Genomic DNA, 12910 nt, shown 5'->3' with positions numbered 1-12910 from the left:
GGTGTCGCGGCCAGAGCTGAGCATTGCTAAAAGCACGGGCGTTCCAATCAAGAGTCATGGATATCATCAGCCACCACAATGCCGTACGTACTGGCTGCCGCATGGGTAACTGTCTTGGTGAGGTAATCCAAGGTAATCCATTAAAAAGCAGTAAGCACTAACCGCGTCTTTAGCTTCATTACTACAGCTATATACGTATGCATATAATGTATATTATGTTAAATAGAATAGTTATCGGGCTTTCGGTAGCTGCTGTTTTTTGTCGATTCCAGTTTCAAACGGAACTTGTTCAGCCAAAACTGGAATCTCCCGAAAAGCCCTCCAGCCCAGGTACCGCGTGCCCTTCAGCCAGATGACGACATGACCGTCCGAAACACGTTTTCCAGTTTTAACCTGAATTCTGCGAACTCCTGCATTTGCAGTGCATCGGCGGTTCAAGTTGAGGCTGAGATCGCCGTTTGAATCACTCCATACCCTGTGTGGCTGTCACGCACATTGGCAAGGCAGCCGAACACTCGTGCGGAGAGTCGCAAAAATTCGGTTTCGCGGACCAAGTCCCGCTCAATGCGATACAGCGCACGCCCGATCTATGCAAATAAATCGCTAAAAGCAGCATGGCTTGGTTGAGATACACAGAGGCTCAACTTATGTTGCGCGTCAACAGAGTTCCTGTTGCCACTGCATCTCGGTAGCCAGTTTCAATCCACGCCCAGCGCCTTGTACACGGCATCCACCGGATCCGCATAGAAACTGGTTTGGAACCTGCTTCCTAACGTAGCTATCCAGCTATCAGACGCTTTTCAGCGATCACCTGCTACCTGCAATGCTGCCACGTTGGTCCATAAACATTTAGATTGGCCTGATGGCTATTGCGATTTACAGCTCCAACTCAAGTGTACTTTTGGCGTCATCTTGATCAATGTCATACCCCATCGCGGCGTAGCCTTTCTCCCGCTTCTGGAACATGCGCTGCAACATCGGTAACGAGGAGTCCAAGTAGTCATATATCGTGACAGTCTCTTTACCCTCCACTTCCCGATGGAGACGGCCTGCATACTGCACCAGTGAACCTTTCCAGGCAATTGGTAGCGCGAGAAAGAGCGTATCGAGTCGAGGTAGGTCAAAGCCTTCACCGACGTACTTGCCAGTGGCGACGACCACTTGGACCGAGGCCAACTGCTCGTTTGCACTCTTGCGTTCTGAGGCGCGCATTGCGCCCCTCAACACCAGAACCCTGAGCTCTCGAGACGCCAGGAGCAGCGCCAACGCTTCGGCATGCTCACGCCGCTCGGTCAGCAACAGCGGATGGCACCCTCGCTTTACTGCGTTGACGACATCTTCAGCTATAGCTGCATTACGTTCTCCGTTTGTCGCCAACCACCGATAGACCGATGCGATATGCGGGCGCTCATCAGACAGCCTCAGCTCGGCCGGAGGCTGATCATAGCGCTGGTTAACAAACACAGTTTGCTGGAATTTTGCACCCTGCTCCGCTTTGACCTTGTGGCGAATGGGGCCAGCAACCATGAACATAATTTTCTGATGGCCATCCTGCCTATCCGGTGTCGCGGTGAGACCTACTATGTATTTAGCCCTGACTTCGTTGAGCAGCATTTCATATCGTGGTGCGGAGATATGGTGGCACTCGTCGATTATGACCTGACCATACCTCTGAACGTATTCGGAGACGGTATTGTCCTTCTTGTCGATCAGGCTCTGGTAGGTCGCGATGTCGATTTCTTGGGTCGGCTGCTTCTTACCACCACCGATGATTCCGACATTTACACCGGTAGTGAACGACTGGATGCGCTCATTCCATTGGTCCAGTAGCTGACGACTATGGGTCAGGATCAGGGTGTTTACGCGACGCTTGGCGATGAGTCCGATCGCCGTCACCGTTTTGCCGAAGGCCGTGGGGGCATGCAGGATACCGGTATCATGCTCGGCCATTGCATCGATCGCTTGACTCTGACCCGGCCGCAAATCTCCCAGAAATGCCATTTCGTTAAGTCGCTGACCGCTATGCCGGTGATCCTCGATTTCGATCTGTATTTGCTGCTCCTTCAGCAGATCTCTCACATCATCCAGGCATCCTCGCGGGAGTAACAGGTACCCCTGCTCGATTCGAGCACAGGTGATAAAACGCGGTATGCCATGGGTCGAAAAGCGAAGTGCCTGGGTTTTGAAGAACACCGGATTCGAAAAGCTGGCCAGCCGCTTCAGCCTTGCAATCAGGGGATCCGGGATAGCGTCCTGTTTGATATAGATGTGATTGGCCAATGTCAGTGTGACAGTCGCGGGGCAGTCAGCAATACGCCCATGGTCGATGCGTAGCCCTTGTTCCCAGGGCAGACGCTCGTCAATTGTCGCTGGCCGTTCAGGCTCAAGTTCTCGTAGCAACCTGGACAGATCGTTAGCTGACAGCCGGCCAAGTTGTGACAGGAAGCGCCACTGATCCGGGTACACATGAAGATTGGCGTCGACGAACAGGCTGCTGCCTTGCCGTCGCGCCTGATGCTGAAGCGGTAAGGCTATCAAATTGCCAAAACCACCTTCAGGCATATGATCCTGGTTGGGAAATAGCCGATCGTAGGAGTCGAAGGAGAGCCCGGGATGAATCTCCATCGCCTTGTCGAGAAGTGCGAAGCCCAGACGGCGCGCATCCTGGGCCAGCACCAGTTCAGAGAAAAAAATCCAGAGATGAGCCCCGTTACCGGACCGCGATATTTCGACTGCGTGAGGTATCGATGCCTGGTGGCACACTTTCGCCATGGCCTTAACGGCATCCTGCCATCCCGTCTTGTCAAAGTCCGCAGCCAGTAAGTGACATCGGTTCCCCGGTAATAACGGATAGAGCCCAACCACCTGATTTCCGGCCAAGTGTTCGTATATCACCTGCTCATCGGGCGTTTTGAAGTGCTTATGGCCGCAGTGACCGCATTTGACTTTCGGCTTCTTACAAATGCCGGGCAGCCATTCGTTGTGACAGGCGACGGAATAACCGTGACGCCCTTGGGCGTTTTGCCAGCGTACGGCAAACACGTCGCTGCGCCCCCTGAAGAGATCGCGGAACAACTTTATCTTTTGCTCTGGGCTGAGTATCAGCTGCGCATGGGCTGGAGGTGCACGCAGTAGCGCCTGCTTTCGCTGGACCAACCGTTGCTTCTCGGCTTCGAGTTCGGCCAGCCGCTTGTCTATGGCTGTCAGTTCTTCCTGTGCGGCCGTAGGACTATCGAATGCAGGCATGGAGAAAGCTGGCGACCGGAGCGACGGATCGCCTCTTTATTTTATGCATGGGTCTGGCGAGGCGGCTTGATCAATGACTCGGCTGGAATGCCGAGCTCCTGATGGAGTTTCCAGATCATTTTCAGTGTCAGTGAACGCTTGTGATTGAGGACCTCATACACACGGTTGCGCTTGCCTATCATCGGCTCCAGATCTTTCGCTGTGAGGCCTTTCTGTTCCATCTCGAACTTGATGGCTTCCACAGGGTCGGGAAGATTTAGGGGGTAATGCTTACTTTCGTAAGCCTCGACCAGCGTGACCAGGACGTCGAGCTTTTCGCCTTCGGGCGTGCCTGGCTCCGCCATCATGAGCATTTCGATTTCTTTCAGTGCCGCACGGTAGTCGGCATCAGTGCGGATCGGTTTGATGTCCATCTTCCGTTACCTCTGGCGTTATATCGTCTCGACGTCGATCTGATCATACTGGGCACGGGTGCCGACAAAGCGGATGTAGACCACGCGATAGGCATAGTTGATCCAGACCACCAACCGGTACTTGTTCCCGGCTATGTTGAACACCACCCTGCCATCCTTGAGTATGCTGGCATTTCGGAAGTCCTGCTTAACCTCGGCAGGCGAGCTCCAGTCAGCTTTCAGTGTGTGCCTGTACCAGGCCAGTATCGACTCCGTGGCATCGCCGTACACAGGGTTGTCTTCCCAGAAGGACTTCAATGTCGACAGGGCAATGATTCTCATAGGCGAATTTTAGTCCCAAAATGGGACCATGGCAAGGTTCGAATTGAGTCGGTGTCGTTCCCACGCAGAGCAGGGTTTGATTGTCTCCAGCATCAGCCGACACGCGCTATCGGCGTCGGCACCCCAGCTATTAAATTGACAACCCTACTTCCTGCCCAAACGCCACGCCGTAAATGGCTTCTGCAAGATCCAACAACTGCTTGTCACTCAGCATCACGGCCCCCTACTTCGCCGAGACGCTGCAAGACAGCACTAGCCTGACCAGCTCCGCCTGCCGCGAGGTCTGCGTCTTCTTGAACACGCTCTTGAGCGTCGAGCGCGCTGTGGAGCTGGCGATACTGGCTTCGTCACTGTACTCCTGCAACGATTTGCCCTCCGCCAGTGCGGCCGTCAGCCGGGCCTCGGCGGGAGTCAAACCAAACAACTCCTGGATGGTCTGGGCATCGAGGTAATGGCGTCGATCGGTATCGGTGATAAACACGGCTGTGCCGCCCCGCTCGTTCCCATCGCCGTTACTCCGACCCAGCGGATATACAAAGACGATATACGGCCGCATCAGCGGCCTTCGAATAGCAATCACGCAGTCATCAGGCTCCGGGGATAGCGCACCCACGACCCCATTCACCTCAACCAATGTACTCACATCGACAAGACAACCATTACGCTCAATGTAAAGCCGACTTCCTCGCACATAGACGCCGTCATGACCGGCGATGATCCGCTCGGCTTCCAGGTTCGCCTTGATCATTGCACCGCCAGTATCCAGCAGTACCAAGCCTGACTTTACATGGTCCAGGGCAGCGTTTAGAGCAACCTTGAGTTGTTCTTCGAAGTGGGTGCGGCGTTGGAGTTTGATGGCGCGATACACGTGGGCAGCCACCCGACAGATATCTTGAATTTCGACGTCTGTGTAGCTGTTGCTCTCGGGGCGTCGTAGGCAGAGGTAGGTTTGGTCTTTGGCAGTGCGCTCCATGACGACTGTTGTCTGTCGCTCAATGCTCAACGGCTTGTAGTAATCCTGATAAATCTCACTGTTAACGTAGGTACGCCGGTTAAGATGCATCTCGTCCGTTAAAATATCTCCAAACCCACCGTTATGAAGCTGTAAAAAGGTGGGACTGATCGTGCCGTAGTATGTTGCATAGCTGATTTGATCTCCTTCACCCAAGCCTAACGAACGAGCCCAGGTACAAAGACCCGAGTCATTTTCCTGGGTAACGACAGCCGCGATATTACTGCTGAACGTCACAGATATTGAAGTAAGAGCCTCCACCCAGTGTGAGGGGTCGAGCGCTACATCGTAAATTTCTTCAGCAAGATCCAACAGTTGCTTGTCACTTAACATCGCTGCATGCCAGGAAAGATATTATTTTGCTCTCTATAGGAAAAAGCCCTAAAAAGCCCTTCTTCCCCCCAAACGGGGGGAGCTCCCCGCTTGCCGCCTTGTTAAGGTTAAAAACAGGAGGTGTGCGGTGGCCTGGCACTCCAGCGACAGCGTTTTGCCCGCGCATCTCCTGACTAGCCACAGTAAGGAGGCTGAAAATGTTAAATAACCTGTACGAGATAAAACCGACCCTCCTGATCATCGCCGGCGTCTCTCTTCTGATGATGTTCGATCAAAGATTCGAATTCAGTGGAATGCTGCTAATTATCACAGGTACGCTCATCGCACAGTTGCGGCTGAGCCGCCGCCAAGACGAACTTGAAAAACGGCAGCAGCGCCAGCAGCGAAACAGACACTACACCGCACAGCGCGTGTATTAATACATTGCCGGTGTTGGCACGGGTTCCACCTGTGCCAATACCCGGCTCATGCCGCTTGCAGTCACTAGGGGTAATATTTTGATCATCCCAGCCCCTAACCATTATCAAACACAAACTGCTTGATCACCCGGTGGAAACGTTTGGGCTCCTCAACATGGGCGAAGTGACCGGATGCTTCGAAAATCGAGAGTTTCGCGCCCGGGATCCGCTGAGCAATGTCTGCGGACATGCTGATTGGTGCGACAAAGTCGTGCCGCCCCACCAAAACCTGCGTCGGCACCGAGATGTTTTTAAGCTCTGGCAGGTAACTCAGGTCAGTGGCTTCTGTCTGCCAAAACGTCGCCAGCGGTGCGAGCCGTAGTGTCAGGTGATGGATGCGCTGAAAATACTGTTCAGCTTTATCATCGATTGCCTTGAAGTAGAACTTAATGGCTTTCGAACAAGCCTCGGTCACTTCTTCATCAGTCTGCAACTCCCCTGCCCACCAGGCTTTCACCGCCGTCAACGACTCGTTGTACCAAGGCTGGCACTGGTGGCCAACAAACGCACTCTCCGGGTCCGCGAACGCATCAACCAGGTACGTAAAGGTGCTGTAGAGAATGAGCTTGTTGCCGCGATACCACTTGAAATCCAATAACCAGCCTCGTATTGATAATGAGATGCAGATGGCACGCCCGTGGTTTTCTCGGCTTTCGGTCGCATCATCTAAATCAGCGACCTGGCACTGGGCTCTGTCAGGTCCGTGTACAGGTAGCGGGAACAGGATTTTTTGACGCTTTCACTGAGTGGCGAGCGTGGCCCTATAACTTCCTAGCCAATCTCCCACAGGCGAAGGAACAACAGAGAGAAGCCGGAATTGCCCATGGTCAGCACGAACCACTCCACATCCGGCAGGCGCAGCGTCTGTTCCTTGCATTGATGCTAAAACCCTACGCCAATCCCCGCTGCCGTGGCAGGCACAATCAGTCAGACGCTTTTCGAATCAGCTTCTGCAGTTCCCAGACCTTTCACCGCAAAAATACCGAGAGAACCTCTCAAAGTGAGTCATAAAACAGGCGGGCACCTCGAAAAACGAGCGGACTTAGAGGCAAGGCGCACGGCGTGCAGAAACCACCAGCACTGCCGGTCTGGGTGCATGTGGCCGAGGTCCGGAGTTTTCTTGTCAGCTATCCGTGCCATTACAACTCCAGCCTGAGCGCCAGGCAGTTCTTAGCTACCTCGCGTGACGGTCTGTTTCGAACGAATGCGTGGCTACTCGACTCGGGTGCGCACATGCACCCTGCCCCGCGTCAGTGAATAGTAGCCGGCTACCAGGGCATAGAGGCATGAAAGGCCCACGGCCAGGCGAGTGACCCAGATCAGGGCGGGATACTGCTCGGGCGTAATTTCCGCGTTACCCAGCAGCCACGAAAACAGCATCATCACCACCGCCATGCCTGCCATGTTGCCCAGGGTTCGGGACAGGTTCAGCAATGCTGTGGCAATGCTCAGACGATCCGCCGGCACTGCGCCGATGGCGGCATTGTTGTTGGGTGTTGAGAACAGACCGAAGCCGATGCCCAGCAGTGTCAGTGCTGTAATAATCAATGCCACCGGGGTGTCCGTATCAAGCCAAAAGAGCACGCCAAACCCGAGGCTGTAACAGAGGCACCCGAGGGTGGCGATGATACGTGGCTCGTAGCGGTCCGACAGCCTGCCGGCAATCGGCGCCAGTACGACCATGACCCCGGTTTGAATCAGGATCAGTTGACCTGCAACGCTGGGTGACATCTGGTGGATATACTGCAAATACAGGCTCAGCAAAAAGATAATGGGAAAGTTGGCGCCATACATCAAAAAACTGGCGGTGATAGAGCGGAAGAAGACCCGGTTTTCACGCAGCACACTTAGCCGCACCAGGGGATGCGCGGCCTTTTCCTGCTGTTTCACGAACCAGACCAGCAGTACTGCACCCAGCCCGATCCAGCCAAAATGGGCGGGGTCGGGCAGCCCGGACATGCCGATAAAGACCGCGCTAAGCCAGGCCGCGAAGATCAGGCTGCCCTTCCAGTCCAGCCGAGCCTTGGTAGTGCTTTTCCAGTCACCGCGGATGTATCGCACTGCCAGCAGCCAGGCCAGCAGCATGAAGGGTACCGGCGCCCAGAAAACGCTGCGCCACCCCAGCCATTCGGTCAGCCAGCCCCCGGCCAGCGGGCCGCAGGTGAGCCCCAGGTAGACCGCCGACGAGGTGATCCCAAGAGCCGCACCTCGATTGGCATTGGCGAACACGGCACTGATAATCGCCATGCCGGTGGCGAAAACCAGGGCGCTGGCCAGCCCCTGCAGCACCCTTATCAGCAGCAGAATCTCGATCGTTGCTGCGGCCAGCACCAGGACCGACGCGAGGCTGAAACCGGATACCCCGATCAGGTAGACCTTTTTTCGGCCCAGGATATCGGCCACACGACCGGCCGGCAGCAGCAATACAGTGGTGCCCCAGAGCAGCGCGGTGGGTATCCAGCTCACGGCGACAGCATCGGCCTGCAGGTCCCGGGCGATGGCCGGGACGGCAATATTGACCGCAGACAGGGTCAGCGCGGCCAGAAACAGCACCAGGCAAACACTGACCAGCACCAGCCAGCGTGCCTGCGGATTATTGTCGTAAAAGCCTTGTTGTTGCTCCGGCGTCATGGGTCCGCTCCCTATGGACAATGAAAAAGGCATCCGAGCCGATTCAATGATCGCCCTTGGGGATTGTTTGCCTAAAATTTTGTTGAGCGTGCACGCTACCAGGGTCATCGGCTTGTTGTGGTATTGCATCGCCGATATACGGGCCTGTCGGGCAGCCATGAGCCTGGGTCTGCCCGCCGCATGCCACGCAGCCCGTGATGTGCTACAAGAAGCGACAGCCCCTGGCGGTCGTTGTGCCTTCGATATAGCGCACACGGCTGCAGGGCTTGTCGCGCTGACTGCTGACCGCATAGTGCAAACCGTTGCGGGCAAGGCTGCTTTCGCTCACAGGCTTTGCCTGGTCATGCCGGGCTGGGACAGCCGAGTGGTCCCTGGTGTCTGTCACTGATCGTCTCCCGCACTGTATCACCGGTTGTTTGGCGTGGCTGTGCCTGAGCGCGTTGAGTGTAACGCTGATGTTGCAGAACGTCACCGGAATATTGCGCGCACCGAGGCTTGCACACAATGATTGTGCATCGGTGCATAAGGTTCGGCAGAGGTACTAGCAAGGTATAGATGCAAGGCTCCGGATTCAGAAAATCGAGGGAGTCGAGGCACAAGGACATAAGGCCGGTCCTATCCTCTATACTTCTGCATTAATTGCTATATACAGCCCTTGTGGGCGGCATCCCGGAGAACAGATGACACATTTACGCTTTTTATCGACCCCCATCCTTGTGGCAAGTCTGTTTGGTGCGTCCATGAGTACGCAGGCGGACTGGAAAGATGTGCTGAACAAGGCGCAGGAAACCATCACGCAGGGCCAGGATACGAATAGTACATCTCCGACCGATGCCGCCATTTCGGGCCTGTCCAGCAGCGATATTACCGGCGGCCTCAAGGAGGCCCTTATCCAGGGATCCAGAAGCGCGGTTGAATCGCTTGGAACCGAAGGCGGCTTTCTGGATAACCCGGCGGTGCGGATTCCCCTGCCATCACAGCTGCAGCTTGTCGAAAAAGGCCTGCGCGTGACCGGCCAGGGTGCTCTGGCCGACAACTTTATCACGTCGATGAACCGTGCCGCCGAACAGGCTGTGCCACTGGCCAGCGACCTGTTTGTCGATACCATTCGAGAGATGTCGGTTGAGGATGCCCGCGGCATACTGCAGGGGCCGGATGATGCCGCGACAGCGTACCTGCGGGCCAAAAACGGCGACAAGCTCAATACGCTAATGCGCCCCATCGTGGCTGAGGCTACCGACAAGGTGGGTGTCACCAGTGCCTATAAAAACATGTCCGCCAATGCCGGCATGCTGGGGACTGTGCCAGGGCTGGATGCCCTTGATCTGGATACCTATGTCACCGAACAGGCTACCGATGGCTTGTTTGCCATGATTGCGGCCGAGGAAAAACGCATTCGGGAGAACCCGGTGGCCCGCAGTACGGATCTGCTGAAAAAGGTCTTTTCCAGCGCAATGTAGCGGTTAGGCGCCCGCCTGGTCAGGGCTGGTCTGGGGTTGGGCGCCCTGCTTTATGGGTAAAGGCCGCCATCACGGGTGTGGAGCCCGGGCTCGATATGCGACCGGCCGCGGCAACCAGGCGCCAATTTCCATATTCGTTTCTATTGAGACTTGACTTACGCCAGCGCCAGGCGCAGCTGGGTTTCAATCTCGAATACGTGGGCGTCATGGTCTCCAAGGTGTCGCAGGGATTCTGCCAGGTGCAGCAGGTAGTCTGCGTTGGGCCCGCTGGGGCCGGCAGCAGCGGCGATCTGCCGTGCAATTTCGCTTTCGCTCGCGGGCCCCAGAAACGCGCTGTTGTCGGGCGTGGCGATATACACCAGCCCCCGGGCCTGGGTACAGTCATCGAAGGTCATGTCGGTGCAAAAGCGCAGATAACCATTCTTTTCTCGAAAATCCAGCTGCTCGAACACCTCAGGCGACACCAGGTAGGCCATGCCCTTGCAGTCTGACCCCGCGCTTTCAATCAGGGTGACGACCCGCCCAGGCGCCTCGAGTGTACCCCGGTGATCGTGGGAGCCCTGCCAGAAACGACGTGACCAGCCGGTGATAGCAGCGCCGCGCCGCTCAATATAGGGAAAGTCCGCCTTGAAAATCAGGGAACCGTAGCCGAACAGCCATACGGCTGCCTGGTCGTCAAAACGAAAGCGGTTGCGGTTGGCTTCAACGGTATTGGCAGACATTTATTCAGGGTTCCGATCGAAACAAAAATCATACCCCAGATGCAAGCGCGGCTGCCAGAGGGCCAATCGCTGCCATACTCAGGATAAATTTCACGGAGCGATGGCAATGCAGAACCGGGCCGAGATCATCGATCATAACTTTGTACAGCGGGTTCTCGGCGGAGATCTTCCTGGGCCTGTGATGCGTCGCGAGCCGCAGGAATCAGGTCCTGGCAGCGCCTTGCTGCTGCAGCTGTTCGAGAGCCAGGTCATGAGTCGGCAGCTGGACCTGTGTTCGCGTCGGCTGCAGGCCCGGGGTGAATCCTTCTACACCATTGGCAGTGCCGGCCACGAGGGCAATGCAGCCATTGCCGCCGCCTTCAGACCGGATGACATGGCATTTCTGCATTACCGTGATGCGGCTTTTTTATTGCAGCGCGCGCGCCAGGCCGGCAGCGGGAACCCGCTCTGGGACATGCTGCTGTCTTTCGTGGCCTCCAGCGAGGACCCGATTTCCGGCGGGCGCCACAAGGTACTTGGCAGCAAGCCGCTGTTTGTACCACCCCAGACCAGCACCATTGCGTCCCACCTCCCCAAGGCACTGGGGACCGCGGTGAGCATTGCGCTGGCACAGCGGCTCAAGCATGCCGGCGCCCTGCCTGCCGATGGCGTGGTGCTGTGTTCCTTTGGTGATGCCTCGGCCAATCACAGTACCGCGCTGGGTGCTATCAACAGCGCCAGTTGGACCGGCTACCAGAAGCATCCGCTGCCGCTGGTCTTTATCTGTGAAGACAACGGCATCGGCATTTCCACGGCCACGCCCGACGGCTGGATCGCCGCCAGTTTCAGTGCTCGGCCGGGGCTGCATTACCTGAGCTGCGATGGCCTGGACCTGCTCGATACCTACCGTTGTGCCCGCCAGGCTGAACAGCTGGCACGGCGCCACCATCGGCCGGTGTTCCTGCATATGCGGTGCGTGCGCCTGCTGGGGCACGCCGGGTCCGACGCCCAGAGTGCCTATCTGAGCGCGGCGCAGATAGAGCAGGCCGAGGCGCGGGATCCCTTGCTGCACTCGGCCCGCCTGCTGATCGAGCTGGGCATTCTGCGGCCTGATCAGGTTGTCGCGCTGTACCAGAACATGGCGGCAGAGGCTAACGAAATGGCCGAGCGCGCCATACGCCGCCCCAGGCTCGATTCTGCCGCGGCGGTGATGGCGTCTATCATACCGCCACCCCGCACGGCGGTTGCTGTGGACCCTCTGGCAGCATCCGCCCTGGAAACCCTGTTTGCCCGCGACAAGACGCTGCTGGCCCAGCCCCAGCCCATGGCGCGATTGCTCAACTGGGCGCTGGCGGAGCTGATGGCAACCCACCCCGAGATACTGTTGATGGGTGAAGATATTGGCCCCAAGGGGGGTGTCTACAATGTCACCGGCAAACTGTGCGAACGTTTCGGCAAGCATCGCGTGATCAACACCCTGCTGGATGAGCAGAGCATCCTGGGGCTTGCCATCGGTGTGGCGCATAACGGCTTTATTCCCATTCCGGAAATCCAGTTCCTGGCCTACGTGCACAATGCCGAGGACCAGATTCGCGGCGAGGCGGCCAGCCTCAGCTTCTTTTCCAATGGCCAGTACAGCAACCCGATGGTGATTCGCATTGCGGGACTCGGGTACCAGAAAGGTTTTGGCGGCCACTTCCACAATGACAACAGCCTGGCGGTATTTCGGGATATCCCGGGGCTGATCCTGGCGTGCCCGAGCAATGGCCGTGACGCCGTCGAAATGCTGCGCGAAGCCGTACGCCTGGCGCGGGAGGAAGCCCGGGTCGTGGTATTTATCGAGCCGATCGCACTCTATATGGCGCGGGACTTTCTGGAGGTCGGCGATGCCCGCTGGAGCTTCAGCTACGTGCCGGCGGCGCGCAGTACGCCGATTCCGCTCGGACATATCGGCCTGGAGGGCGAAGGGCGGGAACTGGCCATTATCAGCTACGGCAATGGCTATTACCTCAGCCGGCAGGCGGCCCATGATCTGGCGGCGCAGGGCATTGCGTTGCGCCTGATCGACCTGCGCTGGCTTGTTCCCCTGCCGGCGGATGCGATCCTGGACGCGGTACGGGACTGTGAAACGGTGCTGATCGTGGATGAATGCCGTAGCAGCGGGTCGACCAGCGAAGCCCTGGTGACGCTGCTGGTCGAGCGCCTCAAGAACCCGCCCCGGCTCAAGCGCCTGTGCGCCCAGGACAGCTTTATCGCCCTGGGGCCGGCAGCGACGGCCACCTTGCCCAGTCGTGCCGCTATCCGCGAGGCGGCGCTGGCGCTGCTTGGCTGATGC

Annotated in this window: 11 protein-coding genes; 3 read left to right on the top strand and 8 right to left on the bottom strand. The window is 57.1% G+C overall.

Annotation, left to right across the window (positions count from 1 at the left end; translation table 11 throughout):
* Positions 1-876: 876 nt before the first annotated feature.
* The 4 genes from KDW95_RS04350 to KDW95_RS04335 form a co-directional block, all read right to left on the bottom strand.
* Positions 877-3246, bottom strand: coding sequence for a TOTE conflict system archaeo-eukaryotic primase domain-containing protein (locus KDW95_RS04350; RefSeq protein ID WP_255855051.1), 2370 nt, complete (start codon positions 3244-3246; stop codon positions 877-879).
* Between the two features lie 41 nt (positions 3247-3287).
* Positions 3288-3659 carry a helix-turn-helix domain-containing protein gene (locus KDW95_RS04345; RefSeq protein WP_020681303.1) on the bottom strand — a complete coding sequence of 124 codons (372 nt, stop codon included), beginning with the start codon at positions 3657-3659 and terminating at the stop codon, positions 3288-3290.
* Between the two features lie 18 nt (positions 3660-3677).
* Positions 3678-3980: a type II toxin-antitoxin system HigB family toxin gene (locus KDW95_RS04340; protein WP_255855050.1), complete on the bottom strand. Its 303-nt coding sequence runs from the start codon at positions 3978-3980 to the stop codon at positions 3678-3680.
* Between the two features lie 223 nt (positions 3981-4203).
* Positions 4204-5325: a helix-turn-helix transcriptional regulator gene (locus KDW95_RS04335; protein ID WP_255855049.1), complete on the bottom strand. Its 1122-nt coding sequence runs from the start codon at positions 5323-5325 to the stop codon at positions 4204-4206.
* A gap of 197 nt (positions 5326-5522) precedes the next feature.
* Here KDW95_RS04335 and KDW95_RS04330 point away from each other — a divergent pair, with 197 nt between their 5' ends.
* Positions 5523-5744 (top strand): hypothetical protein, encoded by a 222-nt coding sequence (locus tag KDW95_RS04330; protein ID WP_255855048.1) that lies wholly within the window; start codon positions 5523-5525, stop codon positions 5742-5744.
* 94 nt (positions 5745-5838) lie between these two features.
* Here the strand turns inward: KDW95_RS04330 and KDW95_RS04325 are convergent, their stop codons facing one another.
* From KDW95_RS04325 to KDW95_RS04315, 3 genes are all read right to left on the bottom strand, one after another.
* Positions 5839-6378, bottom strand: coding sequence for an alpha/beta fold hydrolase (locus KDW95_RS04325; protein WP_255855047.1), 540 nt, complete (start codon positions 6376-6378; stop codon positions 5839-5841).
* A 617-nt stretch (positions 6379-6995) separates the two neighbouring features.
* Positions 6996-8414 (bottom strand): MFS transporter, encoded by a 1419-nt coding sequence (locus KDW95_RS04320; protein WP_255855046.1) that lies wholly within the window; start codon positions 8412-8414, stop codon positions 6996-6998.
* 202 nt (positions 8415-8616) lie between these two features.
* Positions 8617-8742, bottom strand: a complete 126-nt coding sequence (locus tag KDW95_RS04315; protein ID WP_255855045.1) for a hypothetical protein — start codon at positions 8740-8742, stop codon at positions 8617-8619.
* Between the two features lie 352 nt (positions 8743-9094).
* Here KDW95_RS04315 and KDW95_RS04310 point away from each other — a divergent pair, with 352 nt between their 5' ends.
* Complete coding sequence (locus tag KDW95_RS04310) at positions 9095-9874, top strand: DUF4197 domain-containing protein (RefSeq protein WP_255855044.1); 780 nt, start codon at positions 9095-9097, stop codon at positions 9872-9874.
* 155 nt (positions 9875-10029) lie between these two features.
* On the opposite strand, the gene KDW95_RS04305 is transcribed toward KDW95_RS04310, so the two are convergent.
* On the bottom strand, positions 10030-10596 hold the full coding sequence (locus KDW95_RS04305; RefSeq protein ID WP_255855042.1) for a gamma-glutamylcyclotransferase: 567 nt from the start codon (positions 10594-10596) through the stop codon (positions 10030-10032).
* A gap of 106 nt (positions 10597-10702) precedes the next feature.
* Between KDW95_RS04305 and KDW95_RS04300 the strand changes: the two genes are divergently transcribed.
* Positions 10703-12907 (top strand): dehydrogenase E1 component subunit alpha/beta, encoded by a 2205-nt coding sequence (locus KDW95_RS04300; protein ID WP_370646667.1) that lies wholly within the window; start codon positions 10703-10705, stop codon positions 12905-12907.
* Positions 12908-12910 lie beyond the last annotated feature (3 nt).

It is taken from the genome of Marinobacterium rhizophilum (assembly GCF_024397915.1).
In the GTDB taxonomy this organism is placed as follows: Bacteria; Pseudomonadota; Gammaproteobacteria; order Pseudomonadales; family Balneatricaceae; genus Marinobacterium_A; species Marinobacterium_A rhizophilum_A.
Note: the sequence above shows the minus strand (reverse complement) of the source record. Positions and strands in the feature narration are given on the sequence as shown.

Excerpts from the sequence above, each read along its gene's own strand:
- KDW95_RS04320 (WP_255855046.1), bottom strand. The coding sequence starts at position 8,414 with ATGACGCCGGAGCAACAACAAGGCTTTTACGACAATAATCCGCAGGCA.
- KDW95_RS04300 (WP_370646667.1), top strand. The coding sequence starts at position 10,703 with ATGCAGAACCGGGCCGAGATCATCGATCATAACTTTGTACAGCGGGTT.
- KDW95_RS04335 (WP_255855049.1), bottom strand. The coding sequence starts at position 5,325 with ATGTTAAGTGACAAGCAACTGTTGGATCTTGCTGAAGAAATTTACGAT.
- KDW95_RS04345 (WP_020681303.1), bottom strand. The coding sequence starts at position 3,659 with ATGGACATCAAACCGATCCGCACTGATGCCGACTACCGTGCGGCACTG.
- KDW95_RS04350 (WP_255855051.1), bottom strand. The coding sequence starts at position 3,246 with ATGCCTGCATTCGATAGTCCTACGGCCGCACAGGAAGAACTGACAGCC.
- KDW95_RS04330 (WP_255855048.1), top strand. The coding sequence starts at position 5,523 with ATGTTAAATAACCTGTACGAGATAAAACCGACCCTCCTGATCATCGCC.
- KDW95_RS04340 (WP_255855050.1), bottom strand. The coding sequence starts at position 3,980 with ATGAGAATCATTGCCCTGTCGACATTGAAGTCCTTCTGGGAAGACAAC.
- KDW95_RS04310 (WP_255855044.1), top strand. The coding sequence starts at position 9,095 with ATGACACATTTACGCTTTTTATCGACCCCCATCCTTGTGGCAAGTCTG.
- KDW95_RS04305 (WP_255855042.1), bottom strand. The coding sequence starts at position 10,596 with ATGTCTGCCAATACCGTTGAAGCCAACCGCAACCGCTTTCGTTTTGAC.